The organism is Paraburkholderia caffeinilytica, from assembly GCF_051027425.1.
GTDB lineage: Bacteria > Pseudomonadota > Gammaproteobacteria > Burkholderiales > Burkholderiaceae > Paraburkholderia > Paraburkholderia caffeinilytica_A.
Map to the genome: position 1 here is coordinate 1,260,238 of NZ_CP186552.1, position 23,355 is coordinate 1,283,592.

At 58.3% G+C, this 23,355-nt stretch carries 14 protein-coding genes, 2 tRNA genes and 3 rRNA genes; 14 read left to right on the forward strand and 5 right to left on the reverse strand.

Features of this window, described 5'->3' with window-relative positions; genetic code table 11:
- Positions 1–339: 339 nt before the first annotated feature.
- Entirely contained in the window at positions 340–1,554 is a 1,215-nt protein-coding gene (locus ACOSV0_RS05600) for a DUF2863 family protein (protein WP_434109257.1), read from the reverse strand.
- Positions 1,555–1,826: 272 nt separating this feature from the next.
- Between ACOSV0_RS05600 and ACOSV0_RS05605 the strand changes: the two genes are divergently transcribed.
- The 9 genes from ACOSV0_RS05605 (at position 1,827) to ACOSV0_RS05645 (ending at position 15,564) form a co-directional block, all read left to right on the forward strand.
- Positions 1,827–2,942, forward strand: coding sequence for an AI-2E family transporter (locus ACOSV0_RS05605; protein ID WP_434110175.1), 1,116 nt, complete (start codon positions 1,827–1,829; stop codon positions 2,940–2,942).
- Positions 2,943–3,435: 493 nt separating this feature from the next.
- Positions 3,436–4,966, forward strand: a 16S ribosomal RNA gene (locus ACOSV0_RS05610).
- Between the two features lie 77 nt (positions 4,967–5,043).
- Positions 5,044–5,120: transfer RNA gene (locus ACOSV0_RS05615), tRNA-Ile, on the forward strand.
- 69 nt (positions 5,121–5,189) lie between these two features.
- A tRNA-Ala gene (locus tag ACOSV0_RS05620) sits at positions 5,190–5,265 on the forward strand.
- 340 nt (positions 5,266–5,605) lie between these two features.
- Positions 5,606–8,484: ribosomal RNA gene (locus tag ACOSV0_RS05625) — 23S ribosomal RNA — on the forward strand.
- Between the two features lie 196 nt (positions 8,485–8,680).
- Positions 8,681–8,793: ribosomal RNA gene (rrf, locus tag ACOSV0_RS05630) — 5S ribosomal RNA — on the forward strand.
- The 16S, 23S and 5S rRNA genes sit together here with 2 tRNA genes alongside, the layout of an rRNA operon.
- Positions 8,794–9,426: 633 nt before the next feature.
- Complete coding sequence (gene imuA, locus ACOSV0_RS05635) at positions 9,427–10,266, forward strand: translesion DNA synthesis-associated protein ImuA (protein WP_434109258.1); 840 nt, start codon at positions 9,427–9,429, stop codon at positions 10,264–10,266.
- Positions 10,166–11,944, forward strand: a complete 1,779-nt coding sequence (locus tag ACOSV0_RS05640) for a Y-family DNA polymerase (protein ID WP_434109259.1) — start codon at positions 10,166–10,168, stop codon at positions 11,942–11,944. Before imuA ends, ACOSV0_RS05640 begins: the two co-directional genes overlap by 101 nt.
- A gap of 5 nt (positions 11,945–11,949) precedes the next feature.
- Complete coding sequence (locus ACOSV0_RS05645; RefSeq protein WP_434109260.1) at positions 11,950–15,564, forward strand: error-prone DNA polymerase; 3,615 nt, start codon at positions 11,950–11,952, stop codon at positions 15,562–15,564.
- 250 nt (positions 15,565–15,814) lie between these two features.
- On the opposite strand, the gene ACOSV0_RS05650 is transcribed toward ACOSV0_RS05645, so the two are convergent.
- Together ACOSV0_RS05650 and ACOSV0_RS05655 are read right to left on the reverse strand one after the other, a co-directional pair.
- Entirely contained in the window at positions 15,815–16,735 is a 921-nt protein-coding gene (locus ACOSV0_RS05650; protein ID WP_434109261.1) for a dTDP-4-dehydrorhamnose reductase family protein, read from the reverse strand.
- A gap of 13 nt (positions 16,736–16,748) precedes the next feature.
- Positions 16,749–16,967: a heavy-metal-associated domain-containing protein gene (locus ACOSV0_RS05655; protein ID WP_434109263.1), complete on the reverse strand. Its 219-nt coding sequence runs from the start codon at positions 16,965–16,967 to the stop codon at positions 16,749–16,751.
- Positions 16,968–17,090: 123 nt separating this feature from the next.
- Between ACOSV0_RS05655 and cueR the strand changes: the two genes are divergently transcribed.
- The 3 genes from cueR to ACOSV0_RS05670 all read left to right on the forward strand — a co-directional run bounded on the left by cueR (position 17,091) and on the right by ACOSV0_RS05670 (position 18,537).
- Positions 17,091–17,513, forward strand: coding sequence for a Cu(I)-responsive transcriptional regulator (gene cueR / locus ACOSV0_RS05660; protein WP_097391913.1), 423 nt, complete (start codon positions 17,091–17,093; stop codon positions 17,511–17,513).
- A gap of 294 nt (positions 17,514–17,807) precedes the next feature.
- Positions 17,808–17,954 (forward strand): DUF3563 family protein, encoded by a 147-nt coding sequence (locus ACOSV0_RS05665; protein ID WP_074284875.1) that lies wholly within the window; start codon positions 17,808–17,810, stop codon positions 17,952–17,954.
- 229 nt (positions 17,955–18,183) lie between these two features.
- Positions 18,184–18,537: a hypothetical protein gene (locus ACOSV0_RS05670; protein WP_434109264.1), complete on the forward strand. Its 354-nt coding sequence runs from the start codon at positions 18,184–18,186 to the stop codon at positions 18,535–18,537.
- A 336-nt stretch (positions 18,538–18,873) separates the two neighbouring features.
- Here ACOSV0_RS05670 and ACOSV0_RS05675 read toward each other — a convergent pair whose 3' ends face one another.
- Entirely contained in the window at positions 18,874–19,719 is an 846-nt protein-coding gene (locus ACOSV0_RS05675; protein WP_434109265.1) for a 23S rRNA (adenine(2030)-N(6))-methyltransferase RlmJ, read from the reverse strand.
- A 222-nt stretch (positions 19,720–19,941) separates the two neighbouring features.
- Positions 19,942–20,913 (reverse strand): potassium channel beta subunit family protein, encoded by a 972-nt coding sequence (locus tag ACOSV0_RS05680; RefSeq protein WP_434109266.1) that lies wholly within the window; start codon positions 20,911–20,913, stop codon positions 19,942–19,944.
- Positions 20,914–21,135: 222 nt separating this feature from the next.
- On the opposite strand from ACOSV0_RS05680, the gene ACOSV0_RS05685 reads away from it, so the two are divergent.
- Positions 21,136–21,933, forward strand: coding sequence for a 3-hydroxybutyrate dehydrogenase (locus tag ACOSV0_RS05685; RefSeq protein WP_434109268.1), 798 nt, complete (start codon positions 21,136–21,138; stop codon positions 21,931–21,933).
- Positions 21,934–21,943: 10 nt separating this feature from the next.
- The gene (locus ACOSV0_RS05690) at positions 21,944–23,188 is read left to right on the forward strand and encodes a DUF3734 domain-containing protein (protein ID WP_434109269.1); all 1,245 of its coding nucleotides are present in this window, start codon (positions 21,944–21,946) and stop codon (positions 23,186–23,188) included.
- Positions 23,189–23,355 lie beyond the last annotated feature (167 nt).

Consider the following 23,355-nt stretch of genomic DNA (forward strand, 5'->3'; position numbering starts at 1 on the left):
GGGTTAAGTACGGCCAAGTACGGATTAGTACGGTTATGGGCAGAAGCCTGTTTTTACAAGGGTTTGCGAGGACCATGTAGTACCGTTAAGTACCGACCCTATTTAGTATTGAGAATCGCATGCCATGTCTCCAGATGAATCGGGCGTGGTGGCGCGATGCATGCGAACCGGCGAAGGTGCCGGCCGCATTACGATGCACCACTGGCACTATCATGACAAATTCCTTCCGTTTTGACGGCCTGTCCAAAAGGCATAGGAGGAATGACATAAAAAAGCCCCGCGCGCGGCGGGGCATTCTGATGTCGGACGGTGCGGCGCAATGACGCCGACGCCGGTGGGTCAGTGGAAATGCGGTTGCGCGGGCTCCGCGTCTTCCGGCATTTCGGCATGGACGATCTCGCCGAGCGGGTCCGCATAGAGCGGGACGCCACAGTCATCGCAATATTCCGGCTCGAAGCGGCCCGAGTGGCGGCGCACGTCTGTCACACCGGTTTCCTTGAGCAATGCGACGATTTCTTCGAGCGGGTCGTCTGACGCAGCCGTTTCTTGCGGTTCTTCATCGATGCCGGGTTCGCCGTTTTCGCGGCCATAAAGCGGCCACACAACGCCGTAGATCACATCATTGCTGCCCTTGCGTGTGAAGCCGACGCGATATTCGTCGATACGGCGTTCGCCGAAGCCCGCGACAACCGCGCGCAACTCCTGGGGCGCCGCTCCGATTGTGTCGAACAGATAGCGCACGGCGGTACGTACCGTGTGAGGGCGCACGCGTTCGTCGGCGTCGCGGCAGGCTGAATAATAGGCATCCGGCAGCAGACACTCGAATTCACATCCGGGCAGCGCCAGCGACAGATTGGCGCCGCCTTGCGTTGCCCATTGTTCGAGGCATTGGCCACGCTCGATCCGGGTGCCGTTTTCTTCTTCCTGCCAGCGAAACGACGGTTCGCCCACCGGCGCCGCGACCACAGCCAGCAGAAAGCGTGGGTCGGCCAGGATTGGCGAGGTTTCCGGCAGTTCGCCGAAATTGAGTTTGGCGTTGCCGCCGGCCATTGCTGCTTGAGCGAGTTGCTGGGCAATTCGCCAGGTTTCGACGTGGTGACGCGGCAGTTGATCGATGCTGTACAGGAACGGCACCATGGCGACACGCGTATTGGCGGCGAGCACATGCGCCTGCAAGTGTGCGCGCAGCGCGTCGGCGGCGTCCGGTTTGAGCGGGCCGGAAGGAATCATGTAGCGAGTCCAGGCCAGCACGGGCGCGGCGATCAGCAACGCTTCATAAGGAACGTCTTCATGTTCGATGATGAATGACTCGCTGTGCGTTTCCGCCATGTCGGCGAGTGCGCCGTAGGCATCAGGATGATTCTGCTGCAGATGATCGAGCGCGGCGTCCAGCGTAGTCTGGTTGGCGTTGCGGACGATCTTGGTCAGCAGCGCATCGAGCTTCGCTTCCCAGAAGCGGTCTTCGGTGCGGCTGCCCGACGCGAAAAGCGCGAGCGAGAGACCGACGAGTTTGTCGGCATCGGGAGGGAGACGTTTGGCGATTCGCGAGCGCATAAATCCAGAAATTTGGGGGCACAGAACCTTATATTCTAGTCTTTTCTATGCCGCCATATTATTTGGCCGACTATGCCGGATGGATTGGGACGTTTCCGCATTAAAAATAAGCCTGTTACGGGCCGCTGCCAGATGCGTTGCGCGGCGTCTTGGCCGGATGATATAAGACAGGCCCGGAGGTCTGACTCGCTTCTATACTGGCTGACTTCGGTGGGCGCCTCGCAAGCGTGTGTCTATTCGTCGCTGTGGTCTGGCGCAACAGGAGATTCATAGTGAAATCGGACCAACTGATTGAACGACTCGCCGCAGTGTTCGCGCTGATCATCTTGGTGGGCGGCTCTCTGCTGGTGCTTGCGCCTTTTACAACCGCGCTGTTGTGGGGTGCCATTCTCAGTTATAGCTCATGGGGTTTGTACCGGCGGCTCACTACGGCAGTCGGGGGGCGGCGGAAGCTCGCTGCGACGTTGATCGTGCTGATCATTCTGATTGTGGTGCTTGGCCCGTTCGTCTACGCGGGCTTTGCCTTTGGTGCGCATGTTCACGACATTGTCGCGTTGGTACAAAGGCTCTTCGAGGCTGGCTTGCCGGATTTGCCGCCGTGGGTCGGGCGAATCCCACTGGTTGGCTCGAACATCGAGGCGTTCTGGACAAATGTAACGAGCAGCAACTCTGAGCTGATCGCGCAAATGCGCGCGCTTGCGGCGCCGGCCGGCAAGTGGATTCTGGCAGCCGCGATTGCTGTTACGCACGGTTTGGGTTTGTTGGCGCTGAGTATCGTGCTCGCTTTCTTCTTTTATACCGGAGGGGAGGGGGCGGCGGCCTGGCTGAGGGCGGGCATGCGGCGCATCGCCGGCGAGCGCGCCGATTATTTGCTGGCGCTGGCAGGCAGCACGGTGAAGGGCGTGGTCTACGGGATTCTCGGTACGGCGCTTGTGCAGGGCATTCTTGCTGGCTTCGGCTGCTGGATTGCGGGCGTCCCGGCGCCGGCGCTGCTTGGGCTGGCGACGTTCTTCCTGTCGGTGATACCGGGTGGGCCAGTTGTCGTCTGGTTGCCTGCGGCGATCTGGCTGTATCACGGCGGTGCGACGGGTTGGGCAATCTTTCTGGTCGTGTGGGGTGTGTTGGTTGTCGGCATGTCCGACAATGTCATCAAGCCGATCCTGATCGGCAAAAGTAGCGACATGCCGCTGATCCTGGTGATGCTGGGTATCCTGGGCGGCGCATTTGCTTTTGGCTTCCTTGGTGTTTTCATTGGCCCAACCTTGTTGGCGGTTGCCTATACCGTACTGCACGACTGGACGATCGGCGCCCCGGCAGCACGTGTTTCGGCGCCCGAGGTGGAAGCGCCGGTTGTAGATGAGCCTGGCCGTATAGAAAAGGCGCCTTGAAATAAATTCCAGATACCGCTTGCAAGGCGCGGTGCGGCTCGCTAGAATCTCGCTCTTTCGTGCTTCGGACAGCGAGGCACGGGAGGCGGGAGAGCCAGCAGTGGCAAGGCTTTGCGCGAAGTGAACGGGTTCAGGAAGTTATAAAAACCTGTTGACGGCGTAGCGGAAGTTCTTCATAATCTCGTTTCTCTGCTGCAGATGCAGCGACGCAGAACGAAGCGGTGCCGGTGGTTGCGAGGTGTGCGGCGCGGTGCGGTTTCGGTAGTGAATGCGGATCGATCTTTAAAAATTAACAGCCGATAAGTGTGGGCGCTTGATGCGCGACGCGAGCTGGATCTTTCGGGGTCTGGCATAAGCGAAAGTATCAAGTCTCACACTAGTATTAAAGGAAGGTTTTCCTGTCGGGGTGGATTCACGCCGATGGGATGATCATTCGTCAGTACGTTGAGTGAGCGACCGGGTTCGAAAGAGCCCGAAAAACAGTAACAGGTTTGAACTGAAGAGTTTGATCCTGGCTCAGATTGAACGCTGGCGGCATGCCTTACACATGCAAGTCGAACGGCAGCACGGACTTCGGTCTGGTGGCGAGTGGCGAACGGGTGAGTAATACATCGGAACGTGTCCTGTAGTGGGGGATAGCCCGGCGAAAGCCGGATTAATACCGCATACGCTCTACGGAGGAAAGGGGGGGATCTTAGGACCTCTCGCTACAGGGGCGGCCGATGGCAGATTAGCTAGTTGGTGGGGTAAAGGCCTACCAAGGCGACGATCTGTAGCTGGTCTGAGAGGACGACCAGCCACACTGGGACTGAGACACGGCCCAGACTCCTACGGGAGGCAGCAGTGGGGAATTTTGGACAATGGGCGCAAGCCTGATCCAGCAATGCCGCGTGTGTGAAGAAGGCCTTCGGGTTGTAAAGCACTTTTGTCCGGAAAGAAAACCTCCGCCCTAATATGGTGGGGGGATGACGGTACCGGAAGAATAAGCACCGGCTAACTACGTGCCAGCAGCCGCGGTAATACGTAGGGTGCAAGCGTTAATCGGAATTACTGGGCGTAAAGCGTGCGCAGGCGGTTCGCTAAGACAGATGTGAAATCCCCGGGCTTAACCTGGGAACTGCATTTGTGACTGGCGGGCTAGAGTATGGCAGAGGGGGGTAGAATTCCACGTGTAGCAGTGAAATGCGTAGAGATGTGGAGGAATACCGATGGCGAAGGCAGCCCCCTGGGCCAATACTGACGCTCATGCACGAAAGCGTGGGGAGCAAACAGGATTAGATACCCTGGTAGTCCACGCCCTAAACGATGTCAACTAGTTGTCGGGTCTTCATTGACTTGGTAACGTAGCTAACGCGTGAAGTTGACCGCCTGGGGAGTACGGTCGCAAGATTAAAACTCAAAGGAATTGACGGGGACCCGCACAAGCGGTGGATGATGTGGATTAATTCGATGCAACGCGAAAAACCTTACCTACCCTTGACATGTATGGAACCCTGCTGAGAGGTGGGGGTGCCCGAAAGGGAGCCATAACACAGGTGCTGCATGGCTGTCGTCAGCTCGTGTCGTGAGATGTTGGGTTAAGTCCCGCAACGAGCGCAACCCTTGTCCCTAGTTGCTACGCAAGAGCACTCTAGGGAGACTGCCGGTGACAAACCGGAGGAAGGTGGGGATGACGTCAAGTCCTCATGGCCCTTATGGGTAGGGCTTCACACGTCATACAATGGTCGGAACAGAGGGTTGCCAAGCCGCGAGGTGGAGCCAATCCCAGAAAACCGATCGTAGTCCGGATCGCACTCTGCAACTCGAGTGCGTGAAGCTGGAATCGCTAGTAATCGCGGATCAGCATGCCGCGGTGAATACGTTCCCGGGTCTTGTACACACCGCCCGTCACACCATGGGAGTGGGTTTTACCAGAAGTGGCTAGTCTAACCGCAAGGAGGACGGTCACCACGGTAGGATTCATGACTGGGGTGAAGTCGTAACAAGGTAGCCGTATCGGAAGGTGCGGCTGGATCACCTCCTTTCTCGAGCTAACGTGTCAATGCGTTGAGCGCTCACGCTTATCGGCTGTGAATTAGGACAGTAAGTCAGACAGACTGAGGGGTCTGTAGCTCAGTCGGTTAGAGCACCGTCTTGATAAGGCGGGGGTCGATGGTTCGAATCCATCCAGACCCACCATTGTCTTGTCTGCGATGGCTGCGCTAGTCGATGAACCCTGAAGTGTGATGATGCTATCTGTGCATGACTGGGGGATTAGCTCAGCTGGGAGAGCACCTGCTTTGCAAGCAGGGGGTCGTCGGTTCGATCCCGTCATCCTCCACCAATCTTCAATGCCGGTTTTACTGCGGCAAGCCCTGAAAGGGGTTTGCGGTGTAGTGAAACAGGCATTGGCGATTGAGCCAGTCAGAGTGATACGCGGTTATAGCAATCGTGATATCGGCTGTCGTTCTTTAACAATCAGGAAGAAGTAGTAAAGAGATTCACGAAAGCATACTTAGAGATGGGTGTGTGAGTAGGTGAATCAGGGTTGTGATTGTATCAATGTATTTTTAAGTGATCGAAAGATTGCTTTGGAATACGGCGCAACACGAATACTCAACCTGTAGCGATTGTGGCGAAGGTGGCATTCCCAGTGAATGACACATGAGACACACCCGTTATAGGGTCAAGCGAACAAGTGCATGTGGTGGATGCCTTGGCGATCACAGGCGATGAAGGACGCGGTAGCCTGCGAAAAGCGACGGGGAGCTGGCAAACGAGCTTTGATCCGTCGATGTCCGAATGGGGAAACCCACCTCTTTTGAGGTATCCGTAACTGAATACATAGGTTACGTGAAGCGAACGCGGTGAACTGAAACATCTAAGTAACCGCAGGAAAAGAAATCAACCGAGATTCCCAGAGTAGTGGCGAGCGAAATGGGATCAGCCTGTACTCTTTATTCTTATTGTTAGTCGAAGGCTCTGGAAAGTGCCGCCATAGCAGGTGATAGCCCTGTAGACGAAAACAGTTTGAAAGAACTAGGTGTACGACAAGTAGGGCGGGACACGTGAAATCCTGTCTGAAGATGGGGGGACCATCCTCCAAGGCTAAATACTCGTGATCGACCGATAGTGAACCAGTACCGTGAGGGAAAGGCGAAAAGAACCCCGGGAGGGGAGTGAAACAGATCCTGAAACCGCATGCATACAAACAGTCGGAGCCTCGCAAGGGGTGACGGCGTACCTTTTGTATAATGGGTCAGCGACTTACATTCAGTGGCAAGCTTAACCGATTAGGGCAGGCGTAGCGAAAGCGAGTCCGAACAGGGCGTTCAGTCGCTGGGTGTAGACCCGAAACCAGGTGATCTATCCATGGCCAGGATGAAGGTGCGGTAACACGTACTGGAGGTCCGAACCCACTAACGTTGAAAAGTTAGGGGATGAGCTGTGGATAGGGGTGAAAGGCTAAACAAACCTGGAAATAGCTGGTTCTCTCCGAAAACTATTTAGGTAGTGCCTCGTGTATCACCTTCGGGGGTAGAGCACTGTCATGGTTGTGGGGTCCATTGCGGATTACTACGCCATAGCAAACTCCGAATACCGAAGAGTGCAATCACGGGAGACAGACATCGGGTGCTAACGTCCGGTGTCAAGAGGGAAACAACCCAGACCGCCAGCTAAGGTCCCCAAATATTGCTAAGTGGGAAACGAAGTGGGAAGGCTAAAACAGTCAGGAGGTTGGCTTAGAAGCAGCCATCCTTTAAAGAAAGCGTAATAGCTCACTGATCGAGTCGTCCTGCGCGGAAGATGTAACGGGGCTAAGCAATATACCGAAGCTGCGGATGCACATTTATGTGCATGGTAGGAGAGCGTTCCGTAAGCCTGCGAAGGTGCACTGGAAAGTGTGCTGGAGGTATCGGAAGTGCGAATGCTGACATGAGTAGCGATAAAGGGGGTGAAAGGCCCCCTCGCCGTAAGCCCAAGGTTTCCTACGCAACGTTCATCGGCGTAGGGTGAGTCGGCCCCTAAGGCGAGGCAGAAATGCGTAGCTGATGGGAAGCAGGTTAATATTCCTGCACCATTGTTAAATGCGATGGGGGGACGGATCGCGGAAGGTTGTCCGGGTGTTGGAAGTCCCGGTCCTTGCATTGGAGAAGGCGCTTTGGCAAATCCGGGCGCGGAATTCAAGGGTGCGAGGCCATTCACTTAGGTGAAGAAGCAACTGGAAGTGGTTCCAAGAAAAGCCTCTAAGCTTCAGTTTAACAGGACCGTACCGCAAACCGACACAGGTGGGCGAGATGAGTATTCTAAGGCGCTTGAGAGAACTCGGGAGAAGGAACTCGGCAAATTGGTACCGTAACTTCGGGATAAGGTACGCCCCTGTAGCTTGACTGGCCTGCGCCAGAAGGGTGAAGGGGTTGCAATAAACTGGTGGCTGCGACTGTTTAATAAAAACACAGCACTCTGCAAACACGAAAGTGGACGTATAGGGTGTGACGCCTGCCCGGTGCCGGAAGATTAAATGATGGGGTGCAAGCTCTTGATTGAAGTCCCGGTAAACGGCGGCCGTAACTATAACGGTCCTAAGGTAGCGAAATTCCTTGTCGGGTAAGTTCCGACCTGCACGAATGGCGTAACGATGGCCACACTGTCTCCTCCCGAGACTCAGCGAAGTTGAAGTGTTTGTGATGATGCAATCTCCCCGCGGCTAGACGGAAAGACCCCATGAACCTTTACTGTAGCTTTGCATTGGACTTTGAACCGATCTGTGTAGGATAGGTGGGAGGCTATGAAGCGTGGACGCCAGTCTGCGTGGAGCCGTCCTTGAAATACCACCCTGGTTTGTTTGAGGTTCTAACCTTGGTCCGTTATCCGGACTGGGGACAGTGCATGGTAGGCAGTTTGACTGGGGCGGTCTCCTCCCAAAGTGTAACGGAGGAGTACGAAGGTACGCTAGGTACGGTCGGAAATCGTGCTGATAGTGCAATGGCATAAGCGTGCTTAACTGCGAGACCGACAAGTCGAGCAGGTGCGAAAGCAGGTCATAGTGATCCGGTGGTTCTGTATGGAAGGGCCATCGCTCAACGGATAAAAGGTACTCTGGGGATAACAGGCTGATACCGCCCAAGAGTTCATATCGACGGCGGTGTTTGGCACCTCGATGTCGGCTCATCTCATCCTGGGGCTGTAGCCGGTCCCAAGGGTATGGCTGTTCGCCATTTAAAGAGGTACGTGAGCTGGGTTTAAAACGTCGTGAGACAGTTTGGTCCCTATCTGCCGTGGGCGCTGGATATTTGAAGGGGGCTGCTCCTAGTACGAGAGGACCGGAGTGGACGAACCTCTGGTGTACCGGTTGTCACGCCAGTGGCATCGCCGGGTAGCTATGTTCGGAAGAGATAACCGCTGAAAGCATCTAAGCGGGAAACTCGCCTTAAGATGAGATATCCCCGGGGCTTCGAGCCCCTTGAAGGGTCGTTCAAGACCAGGACGTTGATAGGTCAGGTGTGGAAGCGCAGTAATGCGTTAAGCTAACTGATACTAATTGCCCGTAAGGCTTGATCCTATAACAGGTGTGTTTCGTTTCGGGTTGCGCTTTAGCGCTTAGCCGAAACAACCCCCGCAGGGGGCAGCACACAGGTTGAGATCAGTGTTGTGCCGGAAACAACACAACCCCCGAATCTCCCTCTGGTGAGCATCACCAGAAACTACTTCTTCCAGATTGGCTGTCTTGCCCCAAGGCACTACAGCAACAAGTCATGCCTGATGACCATAGCGAGTCGGTCCCACCCCTTCCCATCCCGAACAGGACCGTGAAACGACTCCACGCCGATGATAGTGCGGATTCCCGTGTGAAAGTAGGTAATCGTCAGGCTCCCCTGCAGCAACAGAAACCCCACCCCGCAAAGGTGGGGTTTCTGCGTTTACGGCGGCAGCAACCGGCCCGGCAAAGCAGACCCGGACCCGCTACGCGGCTGCGCCTTGCCATGCCATCACGACCGCGACAGTCCGCCCACTGCCTTGCGCAGGCACGATCTACCCTTCTTCTTCAAATCTGCCTTCAGGGTCGTGCGCAGACCGGCGGTCCGTTCGGCAGCCATGGCCGGACCGGAAAACCCCGGCGCCACGCAACTTCGCCCGGTACGCGCCGGTTCCCCGGCGCTCACTCCTTCCCGACCCGCAGCACGCTCGCGTAACCCGGCAGTTCTTGCCCACATCTACAGCATCCGTGCGCGGCCTCTTTGTTCTCACTCCTCCCCGAACATGCTCTAACTTCGGCTTTGTTCGCTTAACAGCAGTGCTAAAAGGCAGTTCCCCCTCAGGCGAGAAATCTGCAGCAAAAACAACTTCATCCCCCTCCCCATTTCCTTCCTGCGCTCGTTTCTGTGCATCGGCTTGTCTTAACATCTGCCTCCAAATACTGTATAAATATACAGTAAAAATGCGTCACCCCATGCCTATCCGGTGCCGGGCAGGGTGGAGCATTCCTTATTGAATGAGCGTATCTATGGCTGCAGCGGTTCACCTGGCGACGACGACGTTGTCGTCGCAATTGCGGCGTCAGGTGTGGCAGGGCAATGAGCTTGCCGAAACGGACCCTCGAGTGATTTCCAGCGGGTATGTCGCACTGGATCAACTGTTACCTGGGCAGGGCTGGTCGGCTGGTGGCCTGACGGAATTGTTGATTGAACATGGTGGAGTCGGTGAACTGCGCCTGTTGGCCCGCGCGCTTCGGCATCTTACGGCACAAGCTGAACGGCACGTCATGCTCGTGGCGCCCCCTTACCAACCTTGTGCTTCGGCACTGAGGGCTTGGGGTATCGATGTCGAACGCGTCTTATGGGTGCGTTCGAGTGAGGATCAGGCGCTGTGGGCGGCTGCTCAGGCATTGAAGCAGGATGGCATCGGCGCAGTGCTGGTATGGCTGCCGAATGCGCACGCCGACAAGGTTCGGCGTCTGCAGGTGGCCGCTCAGGAGTCGGCATCGCTGGCATTTTTGATCAGGCCTGTCGAGGCAGCTACGCAATCGTCGGCGGCGCCATTGCGAATGATTTGCGAGCCGCTCTTGCCGGTCAATGCGCAGACGATCAATCGTCGTCAATGGTTGCAGGAAATTGGCATCTCGATCGACATCTTCAAGCGCCGCGGGCCACCGCTAGCTGAGCCTCTGCGACTTATTTTGCCGTTACAAAGCGTCTTGTTGCCAGAAAGCAGGGGCGGCAGCAATCAAGGGCGAGAGATCAAACATGTTGTGGATCGCAGTCACATTGCCACTATTGCCACTGGAAGCGGTGAAGCCTCTCGAGCCGCTCCCGGATGGTTCACTCGCGAAACCGAATCGGTGTAAGTCAGGCGATGCGGCAAGCCAACCTCCTGGTGCCGAAGATGTCACCAAGGTGCGCTGCTATGCGCTGGCCGATCACGCACACATCCTGATGCCGGATTTCGACGCATTGCGTGCTGGGGTGCATGCGGGCCATTCGCGCTCGTACGCATTGGCATTGGCTCCTGGTCTCAAGATGCTTTCCGCGGATACAGACCGCGAAACCTCGGCATTCGAAGCGATGGCGCTCGCTTTGCTGACATACACACCGAAGGTGTCGCTCGCGCACGCGCACACCTTGTTGTTGGAAGTCGGCTCTGGTTTGCGGTTGTTTGGCGGTTTACGCGCGTTGTTGTCACGGGTATCCGCGACAGTGGCTGAATTCGGCTATACGGCGCGTATCGCATGCGCGCCGACAGCTTGGGGCGCATGGCTCTTGGCGCAGGCACATGCCGATCGCCAGGGGCATCGTTGGCATGTGATAAAGGAAACGTCGCTTGCGAGGGTGCTCGACCGCGTATCCGTGTCGTTGCTGCCGGTCTCGCAGGCGCATCGCGATGCGTTTGCACATGTCGGTTGCGCGACATTGGCGGACTTGCGTCAGTTGCCAAGGTCGGGTGTCGTGCGGCGTTTCGGCAGTGGCATTCTGGATCTGCTGGCCCAGGCATATGGCACACGTCCGGATCCACGCGAATCGTTTCGCGCGCCGGCATCGTTTCATGCTCAATTGGAGTTGCCGTCGCGGGTCGATAATGCCGATGCACTACTGTTCGCCGCACGTCGGTTGATTGTGCAACTGGCCGGATGGTTGAGCGCGCATCATGCAGCGCTCAGTGGTTATACGTTGGTGCTTGAACATGAATTGGCATCCCGTCATGCACCGCAAACATCGAGTCTGAAGGTCGCGTGGGCCATACCGTCGCGCGATGCCGAGCATCTGATCTGGCTGTTGCGTGAGAAGTTGAATCAGACGGTTCTGGTGGCGCCCGTGATCGAGTTGAAACTGGTCGCGGATCAGATCGATGAGTATGCAGGGCGGTCGGATACTTTGTTTCCCATGCCGGAATCAGACTGCGATTCGATTGCACGTTTGCTCGAACGCTTAAGCGCGCGTTTGGGGCCGGAGAACGTGCTGCAGATGGCGGTGCAGGATGATCATCGGCCTGAGCGGGCAATGCGCGTCGAGGCCTACCAGGCGCAAGCGTTTTCGCGCAAGGCGCGTTCGTCCGCGGAAGCCAAGACAAAAATCAAAGCGGATAAAACCTGGCTGACCGATGAGTTGCAGCGGGCTGCATTGGAGCCTGAGCATGGAGACGGCGGTGTGGCGACGCAGGCAGAACACGCAGAACACATATCACCACACGCTGAAAAAACGAGTGACGCTAAAAGCAACCGCATATTCGTAACACCAGCGGCTGATGCTCAAGCTTCGCTCGATCTGCCTGACAGTGCATTGCCATCGCAGCCTCGTCCTGTCTGGATGCTCGATAAACCGCTGCGCCTGATGGTGCGCGACCAGCGGCCGGTCTATCGTCGGCCGCTAAAAATGCTCACGCGTACCGAACGGATCGAAGCAGGATGGTGGGACGGTAACCGCGTCGAACGGGATTATTACGTTGCGGCAGACGATCGTGGCCATATGTTCTGGGTATATCGAGAACGTCTTGGTGGCGAGTGGTATTTGCAGGGTTTGTTCGGCTGAGCATCATGGCAGATTCCCAGCCCACATTCTTATTCGAGCAGGCGCTTGCGGCCCAATTACCGCCGTATGCGGAGCTGCATTGCCTGACTAATTTCTCGTTTCTGCGTGGCGCTTCACATCCGTATGAACTGGTCGAGCGGGCGATGTCGTGCGGCTATAGCGCGCTTGCGATTACCGATGAATGCTCGCTGGCGGGCGTCGTGCGCGCGCATACCGCGGTGAGAGAAATCGAACAGGAGCGAGACCGCCAAAAGAAGGAACTCGAAGACAAGGCGAAAGCTGCGCAAGCAGAAGCGTCTTTAGAAGAAGCGTCAAAGTCGACGACCACAAAACCGGAAACCTCCCAACGAGAAACCCTCCAACAAGAAACCCCTACCTCAAAAGCCCCTGATCAAGAGGCGCTAAAACCGATCCCTCACCTCATCATCGGCAGCGAGCTCAATCTGACGGACGATGCAGGCAACCCGTTCTGCACACTGATAGCTCTCGCGACCAACCGCAATGGCTACGGCAACCTCTCCGAACTGATCACACTCGCTCGCTCGCGTGCCGACAAAGGCAGCTATCGCCTCAGCCCATCCGATTTCACCGATGCGTTACCGCATCTCGAACATCTCAGGACCTTGCCCGATTGCGTCCTGATCCTCGTGCCGCAACGCACGGCGACGCTCTCGCACACGCTACGCTGCGCGCATTGGCTCGCCTCATTGGCTCCGCAACGCTCATGGATCGCGCTCGAACTCTGGCAAACCGGCAGCGACGATCTTCAGATCGACGCGTTGCGGATGATTTCGAAAGCAAGCGGATTGCCTCTGGTGGCAGCAGGTGGCGTCCTGATGCATGTGCGATCGCGCAAGCCGTTGCAGGACACCCTGACCGCGATCGGCCTCGTCACGCCGCTATCGGCGTGCGGTCACGCGCTCGAGGCCAATGCCGAGCGGCATATGCGCACTCGCGTGCGGCTCGCCAAGCTGTATCCGCGCGATACGCTCGAAGAAACGCTGCGTATTGCAGCCCTATGCCGTTTCTCGCTCGACGAACTCAGGTACGAGTATCCGGAAGAGCTGGTGCCCACCGGTGAATCGCCATCAAGCTATCTGCGCAAGCTGGTCATGGCCGGTGCAGTTGAGCGTTGGCCGGATGGCATGAATCTCAAGGGGATCAAGCAGATCGAAAAAGAATTGCAGCTGATTGCCGAGCTGAAATACGAAAAATATTTCCTGACGGTACACGATATCGTGAGCTTTGCTCGCTCCAGAAACATCCTGTGCCAAGGTCGTGGTTCGGCTGCAAATTCGATTGTGTGTTATTGCCTGCATGTGACGGAGATCGATCCGATAAGTATGAATATGCTGATCGAACGGTTCATCTCGCGCGCACGCAACGAACCACCTGATATCGACGTCGATTTCGAGCATCAGCGTCGTGAAGAAGTGATTCAATATATCTACGGCAAGTACGGCCGTCATCGGGCGGCGTTGACTGCGTCGCTGATTACGTATCACGCGCGCAGTGCGCTGAAGGACGTGGGCAAGGCGTTGGGACTCGAAGCGTCATTGATCGAGCGGATCAGTAAATCGCAGCAATGGTGGGACGGCACGGATGCGGTCGCCCAATACCTGGCTGAAGCGGGCTTCGATGCCAACTCGCACATCACGCAGAATCTGATCCACCTCACCAAGGAATTGCGCAATTTTCCGCGTCATCTGTCGCAACACGTCGGTGGTTTCGTGATCGCGAAAGACAAGCTGTCGCGACTCGTGCCGATAGAGAACGCGACGATGAAAGACCGCAGCGTGATCGAGTGGGACAAGGACGATATCGATGCGCTCAATCTATTGAAAGTCGACGTGCTGGCGCTCGGCATGTTGTCGGCTATCCGGCGTGCGCTGGAGTTCGTCGCATTGCGGCGCGGCTTGCCGAAATTCAGAATGCAGGATATTCCGCGCGAGGATCGGGCCGTCTACGAGATGTGCGGCCATGCCGACACGATTGGAGTATTCCAGATCGAATCGCGTGCGCAGCAAAGCATGTTGCCGCGGCTGAGGCCGAACAAGTACTACGATCTCGTAATCGAAGTCGCGATCGTGCGGCCCGGACCGATCCAGGGCGGCATGGTGCATCCCTATCTGCGTCGCAAGCAAGGTCTGGAGCCGGTGGACTACGCTAAAGATGAGTTGCGCCCCGTGCTCGAGCGTACGCTCGGCGTACCGATTTTCCAGGAGCAGGTGATGCACCTCGCGATGGTCGCCGCGCTCTACACTGGTGAGCAGGCCGATCAATTGCGGCGCGCGATGGCTGCGTGGCGGCGCACCGGCAATCTGGCGAAGTATCAGCAGGATCTGACCGAGCGCATGCTCAAACGAGACTATGAGCCCGAGTTTATCGCGCGCATCTGCAAACAGATCGAAGGTTTCGGCGAGTATGGTTTTCCCGAAAGCCATGCCGCGAGCTTTGCCTTGCTCGTCTATCTCAGTGCGTGGCTGAAGCGTTATGAGCCGGCTGCTTTTCTGGCGGGGTTGCTCAACAGTCAGCCATTGGGATTTTATTCGCCGTCGCAACTGGTGCAGGATGCGAAGCGTCATGGCGTCAAGGTATTGCCGCCTGACGTGACATTGAGCGACTGGGAATCGACCTTCGAAAGACGCGGCCATGAAGGGCAGCGGATTTCATCGAGCGAGACCTGTTTGCGTCGTCAGCAGGGCATATTATCCGCGCAGCAATTACGCGATCTGTCGTTAAAACGTTTCACGGTGGCCCGGACGATCCGGTGCGCGACAAAACAGCTGACTGCACGCGTATTCCAATCGTCGAAAACCTATGGGGCGCGTGGCCCGGCAGTGCGCATCGGCATGCATCTGATCAAAGGTCTTTCACAGGTGGCTGCCGAACGGATCATGGCGGCCCGCAGCGACGCGCCGTTTGCCGACGTCGACGATCTGACGCGTCGCGCGGCATTGACGCGGCGGGATCTCGAAGCGCTTGCAGCGGCGAACGCGCTGGTCAGCATTGCAGGTCATCGGCGCGAAGCGTGGTGGGCGGTGACCGCGCAGCACTCGGTGCCCAGGTTGCTGCGCGACGCGCCGATTGCCGAAGCGCCGTTGGCATTGCCGCAGGCAGCCGAAAGTCGCGAGATCGTCGACGATTACGCGAGCATCGGCCTTACGCTCAATCGCCATCCGCTTGCACTATTGCGCGAGCGTCTTGCCAGTCAGCGTTTTCGTACGGCGGCCGAACTTGCCGCGTGCCGGCACGGTACGCTGGCGCGCGCCTGCGGCATCGTCACCGTGCGGCAGCGGCCGGGTACGGCAAACGGCACCGTGTTCGTTTCCATCGAAGACGAAACCGGTTCGATCAATGTGATCGTCTGGCCAGCGCTGGTGGAAAAGCAGCGCAAGGTGCTGCTGGGGTCATCGTTGCTGGCGGTGTATGGCGTCTTGCAGCGTGATGACGGTGTTTCTACCGGTGGCAACAGCGCTGGCAGCGTGGTGAACGCACATAAAGCGGGCAACGCGAAACAGAAGCAGAAGGGCGAAGTGGTTCATCTCGTCGCGCATCGACTCGAAGATCATAGCGAGTGGCTCGGCGAACTGGCCACGGCGAGCCGTGATTTTCACTGACGCCAACCTGCCGTGGCTTGGCTTGCCTGACCTGCCCGGATGTCATGCCGACATACCAGCGGCTCATGGAAACGGAAGCAGTACCTGTCGCGACTAACTTGCGGGTCCGGACCAGGCAGGCGTGTCGTCGGACCGCGGAAACGCGGGCGACACCTGCCGTGGTCAAGCTCGCTGCCGGGCGCTACGCCGACGTTTTGCCTCACCACGAAACGCGGGAGCATGGGCCGTGATTAAGCTCACTGCCGGGCAACTATGCCGCCGTCTCACCTCTCCACGGAAACGCGGCCAGCACCTGCCGGATCGCAACGTCGAACGGCGTGCGGCGGCCAATGCCGAGTGCCTCGAGCCGATCCGACGCCAGGTGGCAGTTGTGCGGACGTGGCGTAGCGTCGGTGGGCGTGAGCTGGGGTGTCAGTTGCGCGCCGACTTGCAGCGCTTCTGCGAGCCGCACTGCGATTTCATACTTGTTCATTGGCTCGTCGCCCGACCATTGCACGGTGCCGCGGATTGTTTCGCCACGCGCATGCCGTTCGAGCATCTGTCGGATCACGAACGCGACGTCAGGCGTGAAGGTCGGATAGCGAATCGCCCATGCATCCATGACGGCCGCCTTGCCTTCGTGTGAAGCCGATGCGGCAATCGCCGGCACGAGACTTGTCACCGCCGATTCCGCCCAATCGACGATCGGCCCATACAGCAGCGGCAAACGCAGCACGCAGCCGAGATCGGTGGATTCCGTCAGCGCTCGCTCGCCTTCAAGTTTGCTGCGCCCATAGGCGTTGAGCGGCGCGGGCGCGGAATCGTGCCGATAGGGCGGGTGCGTGCCGTCAAACACGTAATCGGTTGAGATCGAGAGCGTCCATGTGCCGCGCCGCTTTGCCGCCGCGGCCAGAGTGCGCACTGCATCGACATTCAATGCCCGAGCGAGCGCCGGATCGTGCTCGCACACATCCGGCCGGCGTTCCGCTGCGGCAATCACGAGTGCGTCCGGCGCTTCGAGTTCGACAAATTGCTCGACCGCCCGCGCGTCGCGTATATCCAGCGCGACCGTATTTGGACCCGGCCGGCTGAACGCCGTGGCGACAACTTGCCAACCGGACTGCCGTGTCAGTTCGTCGACGAGCGCCCGACCGAGCAGTCCGGAAGCACCAATGACGGCAACTTTGAACATGGCGGCCGCTCGCTTAGCGGGCCGAGCCGCTGGTCACGCCGGTCACCGTGTAGCCGGCCTCGTCGATAGCGGCTTTCAGGGTGTCAGCCGATTGTGCTGATTCGACCGCCACGCGGCCGGATGCCAGGTCGATCCGGACCTGAGCGGCTCCATCGTGTTCACGGATCGCGTTCGTGACCGCCGCCACGCAATGCTGGCAGCTCATGCCTTCTACCTGGAATTCGATCGTCATCGGGATTGCCTCGAAAAAATGAAGATTGCGATGATTGAATTATGCCTGCCGATACGTAATTGAGTAGCTGACCTTCCCACGATGGGAAGGTGTACGATCGAAACACACACTGGGGAAACAGTCATGAACATCGGTGAAGCGGCCCGCGCGTCGGGCGTCACGGCGAAGATGATTCGCTACTACGAGAGCGTGGGCTTGCTGGCGGCGAAAGCGCGTACAAGCGCCGGCTATCGCGTATACGGGCCGCAGGAGGTTCATTCGCTGCGCTTCATCCGGCAGGCGCGCCGTCTTGGTTTTCTGGTGGAAGACATTCGTCGCCTGTTGGCGTTGTGGCACGACCGGTCACGCGCCAGCGCTGAAGTGAAGGCGATTGCGCTGGAGCACGTTGCAGAGCTTGATCGCCGTATTACCGAGTTGACCGACATGCGCGACACATTGGCGCATCTGGCTGATCATTGCCACGGCGACGAGCGCCCGGATTGCCCGATTATCGAGCGGCTCGCCGACACCGATCTGGTGTCGGGGAAGGGTTGTCATCCGATTTGAACGCATTGGGTGCAACCTGTCGCAAGATTTGTCGCAACCAGGCGGCCAAAAGCACAATTATGGTGCAAAATAATTTGGGGCGATATCGACGACTTCAAAAAGGTCATCTTGAAGTTAGATAAATCAATAACTTAAGTGCACCACAGGCGTGCACCATTCCAAAACGGAATGCACGTCATGCGGGCATTTCACTAGCAAGGTTGCACCATAGGGATATAATTCGGGTTAACCCTTTTGAGGGAAATCCCTGATGCAGAACTCACCGGGGATTCAATCTGATCCTTGGAGAACATCATGTTTGCATACGTACTTGAAAAGCTGAGCACCTGGTTTGAAACTGCAGAACGCAGCCGTCGTGAAGCCTACCTGGCGTCGTCGTCGGATATCGTTCAGCTCGAACAGCGCATCCGCTCGCTCGAAACCAACGGCTACTCGCTGTAAGTTTCAGCTGCATCAAGCTTGACCCGGCAGCGCTCGTGCGCAGCCATCGCAGTAAAGTGTAGAGCCCCGTATAGACGGGGCTTTGTCACATCTGGACCGCGAAAACTTCACGGCAAGTGGTGCTTTAAGGCTGCTCATGGCCAATAACAACTAGCCTGGCGGTTGCGGCCGCGGTAAGGTAAAGCGCTTTCCGCGCAATCCGGCATTTTCAAACTCAACCGGTCCGCCCATGCTTCCTGCCCACTCGCTCAGATCTGTCCTTGTCACGGCCGTCGCGGCTTCGCTGACAATGGCCTTCGCCGTACCGGCGACTTTCGCCGCGTCGAGCAACAACGCTCGCAAGCCCGTGATACTCGACTCGCAGAGCGGGATAAGCGACGGCCAGAGCGGCACAGTGCTGCAGACTGCGCCGCTCTCGCGGCAGCCAATTGTCGGGGCACAGCCCATTGCGACGCCCACGGAGTTGGCGCCCAATTCGTCGATACCGATTGTTGTCGCGCCCTATATCCCGGTGCCAGTTGGCGGCGGCAAGCCGTCTTCACAATCGCAGCCGCAACCCCGTTCAGTGCCCCGTGCGCAATAAGCGTCTCCGGCGCGATATCTTCCGGTAGTTTCTTTTCCGTCCGTTGGTGCTTTGAACCGCGGGCCTTCTGTCGTGCCCACGGCCTATTTGCTCAACGACTCGGCACTCTATATACGGCGGTTTTCCGTGCCGTGCACGACGAGTATTTGCTGGACGGTGCGAGGCCCGTGGACGGTCCAGCGACCTTGTTACGCGCCTTGTCGTCGTTCGATCGCAGCGATACGCGCGTGCGCACACTGCGATGCCGGCCGTGCGCCGCGAGAGGTGTTTGAGCAAGCCGCTACCGTGCGCGAGCGCCTCGATATATATGCGCGGAACCAGCCCCTGCCACGAGACTTAATCGCCGCGATATTCGACCTTGAACTGTGCGGCCTTGTCCTCGCCGAGCGTTTGGACCAGCCACGGCATCTGATCTTTAAGCGTTTTCGCCAGCGTATACGGTGGATTCAGGATGAACATACCGCTGCCGAACAACCCGAAGCCGTCGGTCGGTGGATTGCTGACGGTCAGGCTCACATGCAGCCAGTTGCGCTCCTGCAGCTTCTTCAACTGATCGGGAAAGCGCTGCGATTCAAGACGTCTTACCTGTGGATACCAGACCGCGTACGTGCCGGTCGGGAAGCGCTTCAGGCTTTCTTCGACGCAGCGCAGCGTGCGCGTGTAGTCGCGCTTGTCTTCATACGAAGGATCGAGCAGCACCAGCGCGCGGCGCGGCGCCGGCGGCAGCAGCGCGAGGATGCCGTCGAAGCCGTCGCCCGCATACAGCATCGCGCGGCGGCCTGCATCGCGGAAGTTGTGGCGCAGCACGTCGATTTCAGTGGTGTGCAGTTCGAACAGACGCATGCGGTCCTGCTCGCGCATTTGCCGCCACGCGATATACGGCGAGCCCGGGTAGAAGCGCAACTGGCCGTCCGGATTCAGCGCGCTAACTTCGTCGACATACTCCGCGAAGACCGACGGCAGGTCGTTACGCTCCCACAGTTTGGCGATGCCGGTCTGGAACTCGCCGGTTTTGGTCGCGTAGCCTTCCTTCAGTGAATAGACGCCGGCGCCCGCGTGCGTGTCGATATACCAGTAGGCTTTGTCCTTCTGGCCGAGGTAGCGCAGTAGCTGCAACACGACGGCGTGTTTCAGAACGTCGGCGTGATTGCCTGCATGAAAGGCGTGGCGGTAGCTGAGCATGATGAGGAGACGCTGAAAGAGGGCGTGCCGGTCCAGGGCGGATTCGGCGATGCGAGTGCAAAGCGGCAGCACAACTGAAGTGCAGCGCGGTCGCGTATTGTACGCGACGCCGCGTTGCACCCCGTAGTGCGTTGCGCGTGACACGGCCCCGATGGTGCGCGCGTCATGCTCCGCGGGCCGGTTCGCGGTCCAATCGGGTCTGGATTGGACCGGTGCGGCCGATCAGTCGTAGGCGTCGCCGATGATCTCCTCGATCCGCTGCTTGATCTCCGGCGTGATCCGTTCGGCCACCTCGGCGGACTTCATGTTCTCACCGATCTGTTCGACGTGCGACGCGCCGGTGATGACGGTGCTCACATTCGGATTCTTCAGAATCCATGCAATCGCCAACTGGCCGACCGTGCAGCCCAGTTCGTCGGCCACTTCGCCCAGCTTGCCCACTACGTTGTTCTTGCCCGCATCGGTGACCTGCTTGCGCAGCCAGTCGTAGCCTTGCAGTTGCGCGCGGCTATCAGCAGGCACGCCGTCGCGATACTTGCCGGTGAGCAGGCCGGACGCAAGCGGACTCCACGTGGTCAGCCCAAGGCCGATATCCTCGTAAAGCCGCTTGTATTCCTGCTCGACGCGCTTGCGGTGGAACAGGTTGTACTGCGGCTGTTCCATGACCGGTTTGTGCAGATGATGCCGCTCGGCGATCTCGTAGGCAGCGCGGATTTCGTCGGCGCTCCATTCGGATGTACCCCAGTAGAGTGCCTTGCCGCGCGTGATCATGTCGCTCATGGCCCAGACCGTTTCTTCGACCGGCGTGTTCGGGTCAGGACGATGACAGAACACCAGATCGACATAATCGAGCTGCAGGCGTTTGAGCGATGTGTCGATCGCGTTCAGCAAGTATTTGCGGTTCAGCGTGTGGTACTGGTTCGGCGCTTCGTTGAGGCCCCAGAAGAATTTCGTCGATACCACATAGCTCACGCGCGGCCATGCCAGTTCCTTGAGCGCCTGCCCCATGATTTCTTCGGATTGGCCGGCGGCGTATACCTCCGCGTTGTCGAAGAAGTTGACTCCCGCATCACGCGCGGCCGCCAGCGATTCGCGCGCCGCGCGATGATCGACCTGATTGCCGTAAGTGACCCATGAGCCGATGGACAGTTCGCTGACTTGCAGGCCTGAACGGCCTAGACGTCGATAATTCATGCATTCCTCCTTGGTAGTGATGCCGCCGGAATCCCGCTGAAACGTCCAGTTTAAAGAGATAAAGCTCGATGTGCAGTTTTCGGATGCAGTTCACACGGTTCATGCACAATAGCAGCGTTGGCCGCAGTGCAGCATTCGGCCAGACGGCCTATGCCGTTTGGCTGACTTCACGCCGCCCGCGGCCCGTGGTCTCATTGCTCATCAACTGCATGGAGGTTCTGGATGTCGTCACTGAACACGAATCTGAATGGTAAGGTCGCGGTGGTTACCGGCGCTGCGAGCGGCATCGGCAAGCAGATTGCGCTCACGCTTTCCGCGGCGGGCGCGACGATCGCGATCGCCGACCTGAACCAGGACGGCGCAAACGCCGTCGCTGAAGAAATCAAACAGGGCGGCGGCAAGGCAATCGGCGTGGCGATGGACGTCACGAACGAAGACGCCGTGAACCAGGGTATCGACAAAGTTGCGGCCGAATTCGGCTCGATCGACATTCTGATTTCCAACGCCGGCATCCAGATCGTCAACCCGATCGAAAACTACTCGTTTTCCGACTGGAAGAAGATGCAGGCCATCCACGTGGACGGCGCCTTTCTCACCACCAAGGCCGCGCTCAAGCACATGTACAAAGACGATCGCGGCGGCATCGTGATCTACATGGGCTCGGTCCATTCGCACGAAGCATCGCCGCTGAAATCCGCCTACGTGACGGCCAAGCATGCGCTGCTCGGGCTCTCGCGCGTACTGGCCAAGGAAGGCGCGAAACACAACGTGCGCTCGCATGTGGTGTGTCCGGGTTTTGTGCGTACGCCGCTGGTCGACAAGCAGATTCCCGAGCAGGCCAAGGAGCTTGGTATCAGCGAAGAAGACGTGATCAAGCGCGTGATGCTGGGCGGCACGGTCGACGGCATCTTCACCACGGTGGAAGACGTCGCGCAGACGGTGCTATTCCTGTCCACGTTCCCGAGCGCGGCGCTGACCGGCCAGTCCTTTATTGTGAGCCACGGCTGGTACATGCAATAAGGAGGCGCCCATGGCGCAACGCAATCTCAAGCGGGCGCGCGTCGGCGCGCCCGGCGGCGAGGAAGGCGAGGGCGCCGGTCCGGCTCCCTCCGCGCATCCCCATCCCGGCCAGCATCTTCACGTTCCCAACTACGAAACCGTCGCGTTGATGCTGCAAGGCGGCGGCGCCTTGGGCGCCTATCAGGCCGGCGTCTTTCAGGGGCTTTACGAAGCCGGTATCGAGCCGAACTGGCTCGCCGGTATTTCGATCGGCGCGCTGAACACGGCCATCATTGCCGGCAATCCGCCGGAGAAACGTGTCGAGCGGCTGCTGCAATTCTGGGAGACGATCTGCCAACCGGCGTTCGGGCCACCGTTGCCGGCTTTTATCGAGCACGCGCTGTTCAATTCCAGTGAGGCCATTCGTAAGGCCTTCACGGCGACTCAGGCGATGGGCGCGATCGTGGAAGGGCAAAAGGGCTTTTTCGTGCCGCGTTTTCCGCCGCCGTTGCCCACCGTCTCCGGGCCGCCGCAATTGGCGAGCTACTATGACACTATGCCGCTCAAGGCCACGCTGGAAGCGCTCTGTGATTTCGACCGTATCAATTCCGGCGAGATACGTGTATCGGTCGGGGCGGTGAATTGTGGAACAGGCAATTTCGCCTACTTCGACAACACGCATACGAAACTGAGGCCCGAGCATTTCATGGCGTCAGGTGCGTTGCCGCCGGGTTTCGCAGCGGTTGAAATCGACGGTCAGTACTACTGGGATGGCGGCTTGATGTCGAACACGCCGCTCTATGAGGTGATTCAGACCACGCCGCGTCGCGATACGCTCGCGTTCCAGGTTGATCTCTGGAGTGCAATCGGGCCGGTGCCGGACAACATCACCGATGTTCAAGGGCGCATGAAAGACATCCAGTACTCGAGTCGAACGCGTCTCGTGACCGATATGCTGCAACGTTCGCAGCGTTTCCGGCATGTGCTGCGCGAGGTGCTCGATCGCGTGCCGTCCGATCAGCGCGACGACCCGTGGTGCAAGCTGGCGGATGATCTATCGTGTTCGAAGCGCTACAACGTGATCCACCTCATCTATCGGCAGAAGGAATACGAAGGGCACTTCAAAGACTTCCAGTTTGGCCTCTCTACAATGCGTGAGCATTGGAAAAGCGGCCTTGAGGATATCCGCCAGTCGCTTGCGCAACCCGATTGGCTCGACATGCCCGATAACGACGCGGGGTTTGTCACGCACGATATCCATCGGGATGCGCGCTGAAACAACCGCAGGTGAGTGCAGCAGGTTACGTCAGCAATTGACGGTGGCGACGGTGGCGGATCGCAAGCAGCGAGTCGCGACAGCAGACCGTTTTGGTAGGTGACAATCACACGCCTCGCCACAGCTGGCCAATAAAAAACGGCGCCCGAAAGGGCGCCGTTTCTACA